This window comes from Halomonas sp. DP1Y21-3, from assembly GCF_019801245.1.
Taxonomy (GTDB): Bacteria; Pseudomonadota; Gammaproteobacteria; order Pseudomonadales; family Halomonadaceae; genus Halomonas; species Halomonas litopenaei.
The window spans coordinates 539,064-555,567 of the sequence record NZ_JAHVJM010000004.1; the positions used below are offsets into that span (position 1 = coordinate 539,064).

Annotated in this window: 16 protein-coding genes and 1 tRNA gene; 10 read left to right on the forward strand and 7 right to left on the reverse strand. The window is 63.5% G+C overall.

The features are described from left to right. The first annotated feature begins 92 nt into the window (after window positions 1-92). Both KUV74_RS14620 and KUV74_RS14625 read left to right on the forward strand, forming a co-directional pair. Window positions 93-166, forward strand: a tRNA-Gly gene (locus tag KUV74_RS14620). A gap of 230 nt (window positions 167-396) precedes the next feature. After that, on the forward strand, window positions 397-804 hold the full coding sequence (locus KUV74_RS14625; protein WP_045994404.1) for a DUF1090 domain-containing protein: 408 nt from the start codon (window positions 397-399) through the stop codon (window positions 802-804). Window positions 805-919: 115 nt separating this feature from the next. Here the strand turns inward: KUV74_RS14625 and KUV74_RS14630 are convergent, their stop codons facing one another. After that, window positions 920-1,843 carry a YeeE/YedE thiosulfate transporter family protein gene (locus KUV74_RS14630; RefSeq protein WP_222516697.1) on the reverse strand — a complete coding sequence of 308 codons (924 nt, stop codon included), beginning with the start codon at window positions 1,841-1,843 and terminating at the stop codon, window positions 920-922. A 385-nt stretch (window positions 1,844-2,228) separates the two neighbouring features. Here KUV74_RS14630 and KUV74_RS14635 point away from each other — a divergent pair, with 385 nt between their 5' ends. The 4 genes from KUV74_RS14635 to putP all read left to right on the forward strand — a co-directional run bounded on the left by KUV74_RS14635 (window position 2,229) and on the right by putP (window position 8,553). Next, window positions 2,229-2,600: a hypothetical protein gene (locus KUV74_RS14635; RefSeq protein ID WP_045994420.1), complete on the forward strand. Its 372-nt coding sequence runs from the start codon at window positions 2,229-2,231 to the stop codon at window positions 2,598-2,600. Window positions 2,601-2,668: 68 nt separating this feature from the next. Next, entirely contained in the window at window positions 2,669-3,493 is an 825-nt protein-coding gene (locus KUV74_RS14640) for an AraC family transcriptional regulator (RefSeq protein WP_108133001.1), read from the forward strand. A 180-nt stretch (window positions 3,494-3,673) separates the two neighbouring features. Next, window positions 3,674-6,865 carry a bifunctional proline dehydrogenase/L-glutamate gamma-semialdehyde dehydrogenase PutA gene (gene putA, locus KUV74_RS14645; protein ID WP_108133002.1) on the forward strand — a complete coding sequence of 1,064 codons (3,192 nt, stop codon included), beginning with the start codon at window positions 3,674-3,676 and terminating at the stop codon, window positions 6,863-6,865. Between the two features lie 209 nt (window positions 6,866-7,074). Further along, entirely contained in the window at window positions 7,075-8,553 is a 1,479-nt protein-coding gene (putP, locus tag KUV74_RS14650; RefSeq protein WP_045994400.1) for a sodium/proline symporter PutP, read from the forward strand. A gap of 131 nt (window positions 8,554-8,684) precedes the next feature. Here putP and KUV74_RS14655 read toward each other — a convergent pair whose 3' ends face one another. After that, on the reverse strand, window positions 8,685-9,005 hold the full coding sequence (locus tag KUV74_RS14655; protein WP_222516698.1) for a hypothetical protein: 321 nt from the start codon (window positions 9,003-9,005) through the stop codon (window positions 8,685-8,687). Window positions 9,006-9,303: 298 nt separating this feature from the next. Between KUV74_RS14655 and KUV74_RS14660 the strand changes: the two genes are divergently transcribed. Both KUV74_RS14660 and KUV74_RS14665 read left to right on the forward strand, forming a co-directional pair. Beyond that, entirely contained in the window at window positions 9,304-9,912 is a 609-nt protein-coding gene (locus KUV74_RS14660) for an OmpW/AlkL family protein (protein ID WP_108450177.1), read from the forward strand. Between the two features lie 256 nt (window positions 9,913-10,168). Beyond that, window positions 10,169-10,807 carry an OmpW/AlkL family protein gene (locus KUV74_RS14665; protein WP_222516699.1) on the forward strand — a complete coding sequence of 213 codons (639 nt, stop codon included), beginning with the start codon at window positions 10,169-10,171 and terminating at the stop codon, window positions 10,805-10,807. Window positions 10,808-11,182: 375 nt separating this feature from the next. On the opposite strand, the gene KUV74_RS14670 is transcribed toward KUV74_RS14665, so the two are convergent. The 5 genes from KUV74_RS14670 to KUV74_RS14690 form a co-directional block, all read right to left on the reverse strand. Further along, window positions 11,183-11,683: a gamma-glutamylcyclotransferase family protein gene (locus KUV74_RS14670; protein WP_222516700.1), complete on the reverse strand. Its 501-nt coding sequence runs from the start codon at window positions 11,681-11,683 to the stop codon at window positions 11,183-11,185. A gap of 40 nt (window positions 11,684-11,723) precedes the next feature. After that, window positions 11,724-12,068: a YqcC family protein gene (locus KUV74_RS14675; RefSeq protein WP_108133007.1), complete on the reverse strand. Its 345-nt coding sequence runs from the start codon at window positions 12,066-12,068 to the stop codon at window positions 11,724-11,726. A 183-nt stretch (window positions 12,069-12,251) separates the two neighbouring features. After that, window positions 12,252-13,001 carry an amino acid ABC transporter ATP-binding protein gene (locus tag KUV74_RS14680; RefSeq protein ID WP_108450180.1) on the reverse strand — a complete coding sequence of 250 codons (750 nt, stop codon included), beginning with the start codon at window positions 12,999-13,001 and terminating at the stop codon, window positions 12,252-12,254. Beyond that, window positions 12,998-13,672: an amino acid ABC transporter permease gene (locus KUV74_RS14685; protein WP_045995127.1), complete on the reverse strand. Its 675-nt coding sequence runs from the start codon at window positions 13,670-13,672 to the stop codon at window positions 12,998-13,000. Before KUV74_RS14685 ends, KUV74_RS14680 begins: the two co-directional genes overlap by 4 nt. Window positions 13,673-13,689: 17 nt before the next feature. Next, entirely contained in the window at window positions 13,690-14,436 is a 747-nt protein-coding gene (locus KUV74_RS14690; protein ID WP_222516701.1) for an amino acid ABC transporter substrate-binding protein, read from the reverse strand. A gap of 478 nt (window positions 14,437-14,914) precedes the next feature. Here KUV74_RS14690 and KUV74_RS14695 point away from each other — a divergent pair, with 478 nt between their 5' ends. Both KUV74_RS14695 and KUV74_RS14700 read left to right on the forward strand, forming a co-directional pair. Next, a complete protein-coding gene (locus tag KUV74_RS14695) occupies window positions 14,915-15,952 on the forward strand; it encodes a DUF3549 family protein (RefSeq protein WP_045995125.1) in 1,038 nt (345 codons plus the stop codon). A 91-nt stretch (window positions 15,953-16,043) separates the two neighbouring features. Then, complete coding sequence (locus KUV74_RS14700) at window positions 16,044-16,481, forward strand: ATP-dependent zinc protease (protein ID WP_045995124.1); 438 nt, start codon at window positions 16,044-16,046, stop codon at window positions 16,479-16,481. Window positions 16,482-16,504 lie beyond the last annotated feature (23 nt).

A 16,504-nucleotide genomic window follows, 5' to 3' on the forward strand; every position in this document is an offset into this window, starting at 1 on the left:
GGCTCCGGGCTCGTCCGGTTGACGAAAATCACGCCGCGCGAGCCTTTTGCTTGCAAGGCGTAACCAACGGAGATTACTATCAAAAACGCCTTGCGGGTGTAGCTCAATGGTAGAGCAGAAGCTTCCCAAGCTTAAGACGAGGGTTCGATTCCCTTCACCCGCTCCAGGCCTCCCCCCATCCTGCGATCAGGCGTCGTTTTCGAGCACTGTCTCGTGCTTTGGCCTTGCCTGTTCAGCGCCCCGGGTACCGCGAGCCCCGGCATGTCGCCATTCATGCCGCTACCGCTGAATCGGCCTCATACTTAAAGACTACGCCCCCCTTCGATGGGCCCCTGTTCAAGCTCGGTTTTCGCACGCTAGGCTGGCGCCACAATCAAAAAGTCGTGGGGACGCCGTATGCCTTTTTATCGCCACACCCTGCTGCTGACGCCTGTCTGGCTGCTGCTGAGCACACTTGCCATGGCCGATGGTTCGAGGGATAGCTGCGATCAGCGCGCGCAGGCACTCGAGCATGACCTCGCCTTCGCTCGTCATGCCGAGGACACCGCACGGGTGAATGAACTGGAACTCGCCCTGGATGGTGTCCGAAGCGGCTGCACCAGCGAAGACGTGCTCAGCCAGGCCGAGTCACGCGTACGTGAGGGTCAGCAGATGGTGGAACAGCGCCAGCAGGAGTTGAACGAGGCCTTCGACGAAGGTGATATCGGCCAGATAACGCGTAAACGCGAGGCTCTCGAGGTCGCCATCGAGGTGCTCAACGCTCGCATCGCCGCGCTCAAGGTGCTGCTGCCGTCGGCCAGCTGAACCTTGTACGGCTGACATTCGAGGGACAGTGCCAGCCGCAGAGCGTCAAGCGCTGGTAGCACCGCCAGTCTGACAATCGGCTGTCGGGATGCTTGCCGACCGCCATTGGCCGCGCCTAGTCCCGGTCCTGGCGTCGCTCCCAACGTTCCTCGATGGCGAGCCCGATCCAGATGCCGGCGATCATGCAGATCAGGGCGACGACCGCTCCCGGCGAGCCTGCCGGCAACGCGATCAATAGCTGTAGATCGTTGCCACCCAGCGCAAGCGAGGCGCCGATGCCCATCACGATTCCGGCCAGCAGATGCTTCATCCAGCGCCCGAGGGACCCCTGATACTCGCCTGGTCGGAAGTGGGCTCGCGCCGCTACCAGCATTCCCGCCAGGATCGCGACGCTGATCAGGACGCGTCCGAGGCTAGGCCAGGCGACGGCCATGTCCATCGCCAGAGGACGCTCGGTGACGTCTCGAATCAACTGGCTCGGTGACCACAGTGGTTCCAGCACGCCCAACAGACCGCCTACCGCGCCGAACACCATAACACCCGCGTAGATACGGCGGTGAGCCGGCGACAGCCGCCAGATCGCCAGCAGCGAGACTGCGACGATACTCAGTACCAGCCACCAGGCCGGAGTGAGGGTCGTCGCCAGACGGGTGTAGGAGATATCAGGGGCGCCCAGGTACAGCATCCACCAACCCAGCACCCAGCCCAGAATGGTGGCGAGCATGTGCCACTGCCCCCGCGCCAGGGCGGAAAGGGTCGAGATCGAACAGCCATGATTGACCGCCGCGGCCAGGCCAAACAGCAGCCCACCGACGGCGAAGGGCCACCCGATCGCGTGACGTCTGAGCACCTCGCCAAGAGGGAAATGGATGAACAGGGGGCTGGCAAGCCAGAACCAGACGCCGCAGCCGACGATGGTCAGCAACAGACCCGGCCGCCACATGCGTATCCCCTGAACCGCACGCACCATGCAAAGACCGGTACGCTGGGCGAGCCACCCCAACGCGACAGCCAGCAGCAGGGAGACCAACAGAGCCATCACATCTCCTCGTTTACACGGTTCCGGAAATACAAGGACGGAACACTATCTGACGATCATGGCCGGCGATGGTGCGATATTGGCCGGCACGTCATGCTGTTGCTCGGTGTCCCTCTACTCTCGGCATTCCTCTCTGCATTCCTGTCTGTTCAGAACGGGGTTCAGAGCTGGTGTCGCGGCGGATGGCAGAACAGGCCGTCACCCCGACAAGGATCTCGACGTCGTGCGGCCTCACATCCATCCATAATGTAACAATATGCAATGAACGCCCCTGCCACCACACCAGCGTCAACGCAGATCGGGACCCGCGACATGTGCGGCTGGATGTGAGAGCCTTGCGATCAGCCGTCCTTTCCCGTTTCAAGCGATCTACCGTGCCATGACCTTGTCCTTGTTTCTGCTCGTGTTCGTCGTCTGTCTGGTCGTCTTCGTCGCGGTGCTCGCGGTGTTGATGCTGTCCGGCACGCCACGATACCGCACCGAGCCACAGCACCTGCTTGACCTGTTCGACCGTGCTCTCGACAGCACAGTTGGCGAAGATGAATGGAATGCCGTCATCCTTTATCCGATTCGCCACGACGAGTACCTGGACGGCGTCCGACGCCGCGCTCGCAGCCTGGTCGATGAACACGGGCGCTTTGGCCGGGTGACCCGGGGCAAGGCCCTGCTGGACAGCGCCGGACAGGAGGACCTGCGTGCACTGCGCGACCACCTGGCCGCTCGTATCCGCCTCAGGGAGCAGCCCAGGGGGGACTGACAGTCAGTGAGAATCCTGTACCCATCGGGTATGATGACGTCCTCGTTACCGCCTGCGGGAGCCCCCCGATGAGCAGCGCCATCAGGCAGATCCCTCTGGACACCGCGACCCGCCATCACTCCCACGACTACCATCAGATCGTGATCGCCCTGGCCGGGCGCGCCGACTTCGACATCGAAGGCCTTGGCGGCACCATCGAGGCATTCTGCGGCTGCATCGTGCCCGCCAACCACCTCCACTACTACGCCGGCACCGGCAACAACCGCCAACTGATCCTCGACCTTCCCGATGACGCCCTGGCGCTCACCGGCCATCATCATGAACTGGCCAGGCTGTTCGACGCGCCACGTTTCTTCACCCTGGACGCACCTCTGAAACAGTTCCTGGGTTTCGTGGTGGCCGAAATGAATCAGTTGGCGCTCGAGGGCCCCGTCCCTGCCCTGCATCAGGAGCGCCTGGCGACCACCTTGCTGGGCTCGTTGCATGCGCGTCTGGCCGGCGATGAAACCGGCGAGATGCACCACCGGCGCATCGACCTGCGCGCGCTCGATCGCTACATCGACGATCACCTGGCGCGCCGCTTCAAGGTCGCCGATCTGGCAGCCTTCGCCTGCCTCAGCGAAACCCACTTTACCGAACGCTTCCGCGCCCAGACGGGCATGTCACCCTGGCAATACGTGATGCGTCGACGCCTGGAGGCGTCACGTCAGCTGTTGATGCGCAGTCGCCTGCCGTTGTCGGAAATCGCCGCCCTCACCGGCTTCGCCCATCAGAGCGCCCTGTCCCGCGCCTACCGCAAGCACTATGGCCATCCCCCCAGCCAGACCCGACGTCATGTCAGCGAGATTTCGTCACCGAATCTCCACCATCTGACTGCCAAATCGGCACATTAAAGCTAGGGTTAGTCGATAACGCCCGTGGATTTGCCAAATCCTTCGGTGCATTTGGCAAGCATGGAAGAGGCATGCAACCTAGTCTTGCCAACATGCCCGGATTGCGCGACTGCACGTCCGCGATCGACTTTGCGGCAAGCCCTTTCTCCGCCCGCGGCGGTTCACCATTTGGGGACTGACATGCTCAACGCCAACAATATGCTCGACAACTCCACCTGGCAGCAGGATCTGGATACACTCTTTGCGCGCATCAGCGATCACTACGTGGTCGAAGAAAACGCCTTCGTAAGTGAATTGATCAAGCTGATCGATGGCAAGGACGAGCACATCGAGCGCGTCGCCGACAAGACGGCTTCTCTCGTGCGCGAAGTGCGCGAGATGGACACCGCCGTCGATACCATCGACGAGCTGCTGCAGCAGTACAGCCTGGATACCCACGAAGGCTTGATGCTGATGTGTCTGGCCGAGGCGATGCTGCGCATCCCCGACAAGGCCACCGCCGATGCACTGATCGAAGATCGACTGGGCCCGGCCGACTGGAAGGCCCACCTCGGCAAGAGCGAGTCCTGGATGGTCAACGCCTCCACCTGGGGCCTTCTGATGACCGGCCGGGTGGTGAGCCTGGACAAGCCCAAGGATGGCAAGCCCAGCGGTTTCATCAACAAGATGGTCAACCGCATGGGCGAGCCGGTCATTCGCCGGGCCATGGTCGAAGCCATGAAGGTGATGGGCAAGCAGTTCGTGCTGGGGCGTGATATAGACGAAGCGCTCAAGCGCTCCAAGCCGCTGTTCGACAAGGGCTATACCTACTCCTACGACATGCTGGGCGAGGCCGCCCGTACCCGGCGTGATGCCGGCCGCTACTTCGACGACTACGCCACCGCCATCCGCCAGGTCGGCAAGACCAGCCGCAACCTGGGTGACAGGACGCCGGCACCGTCGATCTCAATCAAGCTGTCCGCGCTGCACCCGCGCTACGAGTTTGGCCGCCGCGAACAGGTCCTCGAGGAGCTGGTGGGCAGCGTCAAGGAGCTGGCCAAGCTGGCCCGGGACAATGACGTGGCGGTGACCATCGACGCCGAGGAGGTCGACCGCCTGGAGTTGTCGCTGGAGGTCTTCCGCGCCGTCTACGAGAGCGACATCTGCCGCGGCTGGGGCCACTTCGGTCTGGTGGTGCAGGCCTACTCCAAGCGCGCCCTGCCGGTGCTGCACTACCTCAACCGTCTGGCCGACTTCCAGGGTGACGAGATCCCGTTGCGTCTGGTCAAGGGCGCCTACTGGGACACCGAGATCAAGGAGTCCCAGCAGCTCGGCGTCGACGGCTATCCGGTGTTCACCCGCAAGGCATCCACCGATGTGGCCTACCTGGCCTGCGCGCGCTTCCTGCTGTCCGATGCCACCAAGGGTCGCATCTTCCCGCAGTTCGCCACCCATAACGCCCATACCATCACCACCATCCTCGAGCAGGCCAACCACACCAGCCGAGCCTTCGAGTTCCAGCGCCTGCACGGCATGGGCGAGGCACTCTACGATGCCGCACTAAAGCGTGCACCTGAAGGCACCTACTGCCGTATCTACGCCCCAGTGGGCGCCCACAAGGACCTGCTGCCCTACCTGGTTCGCCGACTGCTCGAGAACGGTGCCAACTCCTCCTTCGTGCATCAGCTGGTGGACCCCAAGGTGCCGGTGGAGTCGCTGTGCGTCCATCCCATCGAGACACTGCGACAGTTCGACAGCCTGTCCAATCCCCAGATTCCGCTGCCTCGCGACATCTATGGCGAGCACCGCCCCAACTCCCGCGGCGTCAACCTGACCATCAACAGCCAGTACCAGCCGCTGATGGAAGCCATGGGCAAGCACATGGATACCCGCTACCAGGCGCGTCCGCTGCTGGCCTTCGAGGTCGCCGAGGACCCCGCCCAGACCCACGAAGTCACCAGTCCTTACGACCGTCGCCAGGTGGTCGGTAGCGTGCAGTGGACCACCCGCGAACAGACCGAGCGGGCGGTGGACGCGGCCTGGGCTGCCTTCCCGGCATGGGAGGTCACCCCGGTCAAGGAGCGCGCCGACATCCTGAGGCGCTTCGCCGACCTGATGGAAGAGCACCTGGCGGAGCTGATGGCGCTGTGCTCGCGTGAAGGTGGCAAGCTGTTGACCGACGGCGTCGACGAGATCCGCGAAGCGGTGGACTTCTGTCGCTACTATGCGGTGCGCGCCGAGGAGATCTTCGGTGAGCCCACCGAGCTGCCCGGCCCCACCGGCGAGTCCAATCGTCTGCACATGGGCGGCAAGGGGGTGTTCGCCGCGATCAGCCCGTGGAACTTCCCGGTGGCAATCTTCTGCGGCCAGATGGTCGCCACCGCGGTGGCCGGCAATACCGTGCTGGCCAAGCCCGCCGAGCAGACGTCGATCGTTGCCCACCGGGTGGTCGAGCTGCTGTACCAGGCCGGCATGCCCCGTGAAGTGGTCCAGCTGCTGCCCGGCGACGGCCCCACCGTGGGCAGCGTGCTGACCGGCGATTCGCGGATCACCGGGGTGGTCTTCACCGGCGGTACCGATACCGCCCAGATCATCAACCGCGCCCTGGCAGAGCGTGAGAATGCGCCACTGCCGACACTGGTGGCCGAGACCGGCGGCATGAACGCGATGATCGTCGACTCCACCGCCCTGCCCGAGCAGGTCGTCGCCGACGTCATCCACTCGGCCTTCCAGAGCGCCGGACAGCGCTGCTCGGCCTTGCGGGTGCTCTACCTGCAGGACGACGTCGCCGACCGTGTGCTACAGATCCTCGACGGCGCCATGGCCGAACTCCACGTGGGTGACCCACGCGACCTCGGCACCGACGTAGGCCCGGTGATCGACGAGGACGCGCGCAAGAACCTGCAGGCGCATATCGATCGGCTGAAGGGTGAAGGACGTCTGATCAGCGAAACGCCGCTGAAGCCCGAGCACACCAGTGAAGGCACCTTTGTCGCCCCGGCGGCCTTCACCATCGATGGTATCGATGCGCTCGAGCGTGAACAGTTCGGCCCGGTGCTGCACGTGGTGCGCTGGAAGTCCAACGAGCTCGACAAGGTGATCGCCTCGATCAACGCGCGTGGTTATGGCCTGACCTTCGGCGTGCACAGCCGCAACGAATCCTTTGCCGATGAAATAGCGCGGAAAGTGCGCGTTGGCAACGTCTACATCAACCGCAATATCATTGGTGCTGTCGTAGGCGTTCAACCCTTCGGCGGTCAGGGGCTGTCCGGCACCGGCCCCAAGGCCGGCGGCCCCAACTACCTGTTGCGTTTCGCCACCGAGAAGACGGTGACCAACAACACGGCGGCACTCGGCGGCAACGCCTCGCTGCTGGCGCTAGGGGACGAGTAAGTCAGGCCCTGGCCTGCTGGTCCAACGCACTCACCCGACGGTCGGCGCACCGTCGGCAACCGGCGCTCACCCACTACCCCGAGGGGAGCGCCGGATCGCAGGGACGCGCGTGACGACCGCGCCCACACGGGGAGATCATCGCGCTCGACACAGAGCCGGTGACTTGAGAACGCCAACCACCCACGACAAAAACCACAAGGAACGCTCCCATGGTCGAAAACAACGCCACCATTGGCATCACGTTCGCGCTGTATCTGATATTGATGCTGGTCATCGGTATCATTGCTTACAAGCGCACCACCAATCTGTCCGACTATATCCTTGGTGGCCGCTCGCTTGGCCCCTGGACGTCGGCGATATCTGCCGGCGCCTCGGACATGTCGGGCTGGCTGCTGCTGGGTCTGCCCGGTGCGGCCTACGTCAGCGGTCTGTCGGCCTCCTGGATCGCCGTGGGCCTGTTGATCGGCACCTGGCTCAACTGGCTGATCGTCGCCCGGCGCATGCGCGTCTACACCTTCAAGGCCAATGACGCCCTGACCCTGCCGGACTTCTTCGCCAAGCGCTTTCGCGAGAAGGCACCGCTGTTGCGGGTGATCTCGGCGGTCTTCATCCTGCTGTTCTTCCTGTTCTACACCAGCTCCGGCCTGGTTGCTGGCGGCAAGCTGTTCGAGACGGTATTCGGCTTCGACTACACCATCGCGGTGACCGTCGGTACGCTGGCCATCATCTCCTATACCTTCTTTGGCGGCTTCCTGGCGGTCTCCTGGACCGACCTGATCCAGGGTCTGATGATGGCGGCGGCGCTGCTGGTCGTGCCGGTCATCGCCCTGACCGAACTGGGTGGCTTCAGCGGCAGTGGCCAGCAGATCCTGGCCGAGAACCCCGACATGCTGAGCTGGTTCGTCGATGCGTCCACCGGTGAAACCCTGACCGCCATCGGCATCATCAGTTCGCTGGCCTGGGGCCTTGGCTACTTCGGCCAGCCGCACATCCTGGCGCGTTTCGCGGCCATCCGCTCCGAAGCCGACATCCCCGCCGCCCGTCGCATCGCCGTGACCTGGTCGGGCCTGTGCCTGGTCTGCGCCATGGCGGTCGGTCTGCTGGGCCTCGTCTACATGACCCGCGACCTGGGTGACGGCGAGACCATCTTCATGGTCATGGTCAACGCCATCTTCCATCCGCTGGTCGCCGGTGTGCTGCTCGCCGCCATCCTGGCCGCGGTCATGTCCACCGCCGACTCCCAGCTGCTGGTGTCGTCCTCTGCCCTGACCGATGACTTCTACAAGGCGCTGTTCCGCCCCGACGCCAGCCAGTCCGAGCTGGTCTGGGTCGGCCGCTTTGCGGTCATCGGCATCGCCGTCATCGCCTACCTGCTGGCGATGAACCCGGACTCCACGGTACTGGGACTGGTGTCCTACGCCTGGGCCGGTTTCGGCGCCGCCTTCGGTCCTGCGCTGATCATGTCGCTGTACTGGCGTCGCATGAACCAGTGGGGCGCGCTGGCCGGTATCGTGGTCGGTGGTATCACCGTGGTGGCCTGGGCCGAGATGTCCGGCGGCCTGTTCGATCTTTACGAGATCGTGCCCGGCGTGATCTTCGCCTACATCGCCATCGTGGTGGTGAGCTTGATGACCGCCGAGCCGAGCAAGGAGATCACCGAGCAGTTCGACACCCTGGAAGACGCCTGATCGTCAGTGATCGTCTGCCACGCAAGAAGGCCGCCCTCGGGCGGCCTTCTTCGTTACGGGACACATCCCCGCTCAACTCTCAGACACGGTCGAACCGCCCTGCCCACCTTAGCCGTGCACATCAGCCCCGTTCAAAACAGGCCGACGTAGCGACACAGCAGCAGCACGATAAAGCTGACCAGCGCCAGCGGATACCAGGGCATGGCCCCCGCCAGGCGCCACCAGCCGGGTACCGCGGAGAAGTGCAGCGGCATGGACAACCCCCCGCCCAGCGCCCACACCCCCAGTACTACCATGGCCAGCCTCGCCGGCGTCGGGAGGTCACGAATCAGCCAGGGTTCCAGCAGCAGCCACACCGCCAACACAGCGGTCAGTGCGAGCACCAGTGCCGCCCCGCCCCAGGGCAGCGTCGACATGCCGAGCAACCTCTCACGCCTTCGTCTGGCCACCATCCCGCACTCTCCTCCGGAGTCTTCTCCCACAGTGAAGACGATTTATCGCCGGACGGCGAGCGTTTATGCAGTGCACAAGCGCGCATCGACGTCTACGCCACAATGTGCAAAAAAATTGTACAGTATTTACATTACCTACCCGCCCAAGTTGATTTAGTTCCATAAATTCTGGCTAGTTACTGCTATCTGGCCAATTAAATATTTCTACAAGACATTTAGAAACACTGTTCGTAAACTGCGAAGCGTACAAGGTTACTTCCCTCGGAAGGATGCCATCGGATCATCAAGGAGGTCCCGCATGAACATGACTCGACTGATGGGCACCGCAGCCCTGCTCGCTACCACCACCTTCGCCGCCCAGTCTGCCCTGGCCTATCAGGCAGGTGACATCTACGTGCGCGGTGGCTTCGAGAAGGCCGATCCCACCTCGGATAACGGCGATATCGCCAACCAGGATCTCGATGTCTCCGAAGAGAACGGCTTTGCCTACGGCGCCGGCTACCTGTTCCACGACAAGTTCGGTGTCGAGCTCAACGGCTCCGAGGCCATGGAGCACGATATCGCGGTCAACGGCGGTAATGTGGGCAGCGTCGACCGTACCCCGGTCAACCTGATGCTCAACTACTACCCGCTGGGCGGCGTGGAAAACGCTCGCGTCCACCCCTACGTTGGCGTGGGCATGAACTACACCCACTTCTCCGACGAGAGCTTCAACGCCGACCTCGATAGCTCCTACGGCGCCGCAGCCCAGGTGGGTCTCGACCTCAGCGTCACCGACAACCTGCTGGTCGGCACCTACGCCCGCTACGCCGATGTCGATTCAGATATCGAGGTCGACGGCCACGATGTCGGCGAGGCCGAGATCGATCCGATGACCATCGGTGCCGGCGTCACCTATCGTTTCTAAGCGCTTGCGCGATCTTGAAATAAGCGGTTAAGCGGTCAGCTCGATCGCGCCGCATTCCAACCGCAGCATCGAAGGCGTCTGGCTTTGCCAGGCGCCTTTTTTGGTGCGTTGCCGGTTCATTTATGTCGACCAAAGGAGGTATTGAGGTAGATCAATAACCACGTTCTCGATGCGGCATACACTGCTTGGCAATCGGGCTCGCCGAATGGCTCGCCGACCGGCTCGCCCACTTTTGCCAGTACGCAAGGAGAACACCATGCGCCATCCCCTGATCACCACCGCCCTGGTCGCCGCCATCGCCGGCAGCGCCTTCGCCAGCAGCCAGGCCTTTGCCGCCTACGGCAAGGGCGACATCTACACCCGCATCGGGGTGGCGAAGGTCAAGCCCGACTCCGACAACGGCTCGCTGTTGGGTGGCGACATGGACACCGACGTCCATGACGACAATGGTTTCGCCTTCACCCTGGGCTATCGCTTCCACGACAAGTTCGGCGTCGAACTGCTGGCCGCCGAGCCCTTCGAGCACGACGTCGACCTGAACGTAGGTGGCACCGATATCGGTGCCAGCGTCGAGCACCTGCCGCCGACTCTGACCGTGCAGTACTACCCCTTCGGTGGCACCGAGGCGCGGGTGCAGCCCTACGTCGGCCTGGGGGTCAACTACACCCACTTCTCCGACGAGGACATCGATACCGGGGACGATCTCGATCTGGAAGAGTCCTGGGGCTGGGCCGGCCAGGCGGGCCTCGACCTGGTCATCGACGACCACTGGGCGGCCAACATGGCGGTGTGGTATCTGGATATCGACAGCGACGTCGACCTCAACGGCGAGGACATCGGCGAGATCGAGGTGGACCCCTACGTGATCATGGCCGGTATCAGCTACCGCTTCTGATCCAGGGCTCGACCGCTAACACGCAGCGCCCGCTCCTGCCTGGCAGGAGCGGGCGCTGTGCTGTCACCGTCACCAGATGGCTTCTGTGGTCGTTCGCGTGGCAGTTGCCACTGCAATTCTCGAGCGAGGGGCTGTGCTGTCACCGTCACAAGATGGCTTCTGTGGTCGCTCGCGTGGCAGTTGCCACTGCAATTCTCGAGGGAGGGGCTGCGGTAACAGGGCAAGCAGAGGCCTAGGCTTAGTACGAAAAGCCGGCGAGCGATGGTTAGACAAGGCAAAAATCGGTAAGAAAGCGCAGTTTACGAGATGTAAATGAGCATTTTGACGCGATTTTTAACGCTGTATTACCGAGCGCAGGCACTTTTCGTACAAGCCTTAGCGGGGATGATAACGTGACAGCCCCAACCTCCCCAGAGTGGCATCATCGAGGTGCTCGACGGCCTCTACCGCCGCCAGCGCCTGGTGGTAGCCCTCGCTGAGGAAGTCACGACCGGCCAGCAGGTGCTCAAGGTACTCGCGGGCGGGCCGCAGGCCATCCCCCTGGCGTTCGGCGCCGGCGATATAGACCCAGGCCTCGATCGGCCCTTGTTCGGTGATCACCGGCAGACGATGACGGTCGTACTCGTGCGGGTAACCTTCGAAGGGATCCATCTGCCGGATCTGCTCGGGTTCGAGGAGTTCGAACAGCGCGCCCTCGACCCGATCGCCTGGCGCCGGCACCACATTGGCGTGGGCAATGCCCGGCACCCGGGAGGCCTTGTTGAAGCACAGCGCGTAGCCTTCCAGGCTGCCGGCCAGCACACGCCGGGTCTCGCCGATGCGCGCGGCGACACGCTCGATGTTCATGTTGCTGCCATAGGCAAAGTACCAGGGCATCGCCTTCTCCTCGCTGGGGACTTCTTCCGTTACCGGCGATTCAGTTCTCGGTGATCAGCCGGTCGATATCCTCGACAACCTTCTGCAACAGCATCCGGTCCTGGGCGCGCGCGCCTTCCTGGATCAGGTAGGCGTCCACCGCCGGGGCCACATCGCAACTGGCGGGCAGGGGTGCACGCTGTTCGACCAGGGTATCGAGCCTGGCGATAAACACGAAGCGCAGCCACTGGGGCAGCGACATGGTATCGATGCAGAACGGCTGCCGACTGTTGAAGGCGGCGGCCTCCGGCTTGTCCATACGCCACATGTTGGCGGCCTTCATGGTCGCCTCGAGCTCGCGCAGGGCCGCGCCCAGGGCGTCGTGGACGGAAGGTTCGGTGGGCATGATGCCTCCGCTTTGAAAATGGGCTTGGTGCACGTCATTGTCGCGTGCCGGACCAGCGAGGGCCAGCCCGGTAGCAAGACGCGCCGCCTGAGGATCCGCTGCAAATGCGGCACCTCGAAGGGCACGCCTCGACGTGCAGACTTTCTCGAACGAGGATCTCGCCGGCTGGATGAGCGACTCGGCCTACAGGGGCTCGGCGGCGGGCAGCACCTTGCGCAGGAAGTCTCGGGTACGCGGGTCCTGCGGTGCATGGAACAGTTCCGAGGGAGGCCCCTGCTCGACGATGCGCCCGCCCTCCATGAACACCACCCGGTCGGCCACGTCACGGGCAAAGGCCATTTCGTGGGTGACCACCAGCATGGTCTGGCGTTCACGCGCCAACTGCTTCATCAACGCCAGCACCTCGTCGACCCACTCGGGATCCAGCGATGAGGTGGGTTCGTCGAACAGGATCACCTCGGCCTGGGCGGCCATGGCGCGGCCTATCCCCACCCGCTGCTGCTGGCCCCCGGACAGCGACGCCGGATAGGCGTCCGCCTTGTCCGACATGCCGATGCGCTCGAGGATCTCACGCGCTCGCTGGTGGGCCTTGGCCCTGGGCCAGCGGTTGACCACGATGAGGCCCTCGGCGATGTTCTCAAGCGCCGTCTTGTTGGCAAACAGCGCGTAGTTCTGGAACACGAAGGCCGTGTGACGACGGGCAGCCAGGATCTCGGACTTGCTGGCCTGGGTCAGGTCCAGATTCAGCGGGCCCAGCGTCAGGCGGCCACCGTCGGGCTGCTCGAGAAAGTTGAGACAGCGCAGCAACGTCGACTTGCCGGTCCCGGAGGGGCCGATCACCACGATGATCTCGCCCTGCTGGATCTCCAGGTCGATACCGTCGAGCACGGTGGTATCACCGAAGCGCTTGGTCAGTCGCTCTAGCTTGATCATCGACGATAGGCCTCGTTGAGTCGGGATTCCAGGCGCCGCTGCAGCCAGGCCAGCGCCTCGACGATGGCCCAGTAGATCAGCGCCACGGTGATGAAGGCCTCGAAGTACAGGAAGCTGCCGGCGGCCTCTTTCTGGGTCGCCCCCATCAGCTCGGTGACGCCCAGGGTGAACGCCAGCGAGGTGGCCTTGATCATGTCGATGAAGTAGTTCATCAACGTCGGCACCGCGATGCGAGTGGCCTGGGGCAGCACGATCCGGCGCATCAACTGGCCGTTGGTCATGCCAATGGACAGGGCCGCCTCGGTCTGGCTGCGATCCACGCCGACGATGGCGGCGCGGATCGACTCCGCCATATAGGCCGAGAAGTGCAGCGTCAGCCCCATGATGGTGGCGGTGATGCCATCGATGGTGGTCAGAAACGACAGCACCTGGGGCAGCCCGTAGTAGAACAGGAACAGCTGCACCAACAGCGGCGTGCCGCGAAAGAACGAGATGAACCACAGCGTCAGGCCGTTGAGAACCGGGATCTTGAGTACCCGGATCACCGCCAGGCCACAGGCCAGCACCAGAGCCAGCGCCATACCGGCCAGCGCCATCCCCAGGGTCAGGGGAAGGTAGCTGAGCAGTATGGGCACCAGCCCAACCATGTAGTCGAGGTCGAGAATGCTCATGGAGAGTCGATCACCGCTCAGGGCGTGGTGATATCGGCATCGAACCAGCGCTCGGAGATCTCGCTCAAGGTGCCATCTTCACGCAGGGTGTCCAGCGCCAGGTCGACCTCGTCGCGCAGTTCCTGGTCGTCCTGGCGGAACGGCAGCGCATTGCGAATCTCGGAGAACGGCTTGCCGGCCAGCGCCAGCGGCAGCGGCTTTTCCTTGATCACCTGGGTGGCGCTGACGCGATCCATGACGAAGGCATCGACACGACCCAGCGCGGTGTCCTGCTCGATGTTGCTCTCATAGGTGCGGATATCGATCTCGTCGGCGTAGGGCAGCTCGCGCAGCAACTGCTCGTAGTTGGAGCCCAGGTTGACGGCCACGGTCTTGCCCGCCAGATCCTCGACCCCGGAGACCTCGTCATTACCTTCCTTGGTCACCACCTGAGCACCGTCATACACATAGGGCGAGGTGAACAGGTACTTCTGCTCACGCTCCTCGGTGATGGTGATCTGGTTGGCAATGGTGTCGATGCGCCCGGACTCGAGCATGCCGAACAACCCTGAGAAGTTGGCGGTGACGAACTCCACCTCGGTGCCCATCTCTTCGGCCACCGCTTCCATCACGTCGACCTCGAAGCCCTTGAGGGTGTCCTGCTCGACGAAGGTAAAGGGAAAGTAACCACCGGACATGCCGACTTTCAGGGTGTCGGCGTGGGCACCGGCAGCGAGACCGATGGCACCTGCGGCGGCAAGAGAAACAGCCAGATGACGAACCATGGACGGCTCCTTGAAAACGATTGGGGCGGCCAGTGCGGCATGGCCCGGGAGGGTGACAGGTGGAGGCATCCATCGCCACTTCAACCCTGGGCTGCTCGATGGCTCAGCATGATTTGGAATAAACGAACTGCATTATATTCCAAATCGATAGCAGACGCAGTGAAAAATCCCAGGGTGAACCATAGCCTCCTGCTATTGCGATCGCCCTTCCCGGGAGCAACCGCCGACCGCCGTCGGCTGACTGTCACAACATCGACTTATCCCCACCATCATTCATTCACAGAAGCGCTGAATGTCCCTGTGGATAACCCTTTGACAGATGACGCCGGGCCGCTTCTGACGCTCTTTCGCGGCGCTTGATCAAAAATTCACCAGCGGTGCAGCAAATTCAGTGCGAGGGATGCACAAATTTCCGCCGTGGACGGCTGACACTCCTCGAGCGGCGCGATAGAGTGCACGCTGATCTTTCGGAGGGGCCATGCAAGCGATCCATCGTCTTCACGACTTTTTCACCCTGACCGGTGCCGAGGTGCGTCTCTATCATATGGGACGGCGTGTGCACCCCTGCGCGCTCGAGACCCTGGCAGACTTCGAGAGCGGCCAGGTCCCCTGGCCGGAACCCTGGCAGGGTCGTGCCCGCCTGGCGCTGGTGTTTCGCCTGGGTGACATGAGCGACCCGCTGATCTGGTTCCTGGCGCTGCCGGTGGACGAACAGGGCCTTCTGGATGCCGCCCAGCGGGACGCCTTCCTCGAGCGCCTGCTGTCCACCCTGGGACGCAGCGCAGAAGCGCTGGAGCAGTCCGACGGCGGCGAGATCGACAATCTGATGAAGGACAACCCGCTGGCCTTCACCCCTTCCCTGACCTTTCAGGCGATGCTGCACGCTCGAGCCAGCGCCGATCTGGAGCGTCCCGCCAGCGAGCACCTTGAGCCGGTCGAAGCCTTCCTGTCGGGCCAGGGTGGCCACGACTGGCAGGCGCTGGGCCTGCAGGGGCTGGCCGACCATGTGGCGCGTCTCACTCCCGAGACTGAGGCCTCGCTGGTGGCCGCTATCCCGCAGCTGCACAGCGAAGTGCTGACATCGCTATGCTACTGTCTGGAACATGTAGCACTATCAGCAGAGCTTGCGGAGGCGCTGCGTCAGCGCGGCGAACAGGCCGCCAGCCAGGGCGACATCGAGACCTTCTGCGCCTGTGTACGCGCCGTGGGCAACGCGCCCGACAGCCTGGCCGGTGACTGGTTCGACGCCTTGCTGGCCGATAGCGATGCCTGCGGCCCGGACACCCTCGCGGCAATCGCCGCACGGGGCTGGCAACACCTGGAGCACGCCGAGCGCCTGCCGCTGTTTCTGGAGCGGGTCGCCGAATGCGACGGGGCCGACTTCCTGGCCGTTGCGAGGGACCTGGCGCAGATCCCCCGGCTGCGTCTGCCGGTACTGATGACGCTGCGTCAGGCCCCGAAGGACTCCGCCACCGCTCGCCGACTGGCGGCGGTCAAGGGCACAGGCGGTCATTGATTCGCTTGCCCGTGTGACGTTCGTTGCCACTGACAGTTCGACAACGGACGTCGCCTGAATAACAAGCAGCATCCCGCGACAAGGAGAAGACATGAAGGACCTGCCCTTTCAGGCTCAGGCCGTCGTCGGTCGCCGCGAGATGGTGATCCTGCCGCAGATGCACCTGCATCTGTGTGCCAAGGTGGACACCGGCGCTCGCACCTCGGCGCTGCACGCCGAGGAGATCGAGTCCTTCGAGGAGGACGAGATCCTGTGGGTCAGCTTCGTCACCCGTGCCGGCGGCCCCGACAGTCCGTCACACCAGTACCGTATGCACCTGCATGATCGGCGCAAGGTCACCAGCTCCAACGGCCAGGCCGAGTGGCGCTACTTTATTCGCACCCAGATGCAGATGGGGGATCTGGAATTTCCCGTCGAGCTATCCCTGACCGACCGGCGCAACATGCGCCACCCCATGCTTCTCGGTCGCCGCGCACTGCGCCGCCTGCTGGTGGCGCCCGGCGCCACCTTTCTGCACGGCGAACCCTGACGGATCCACCGCCCCTGACCTGG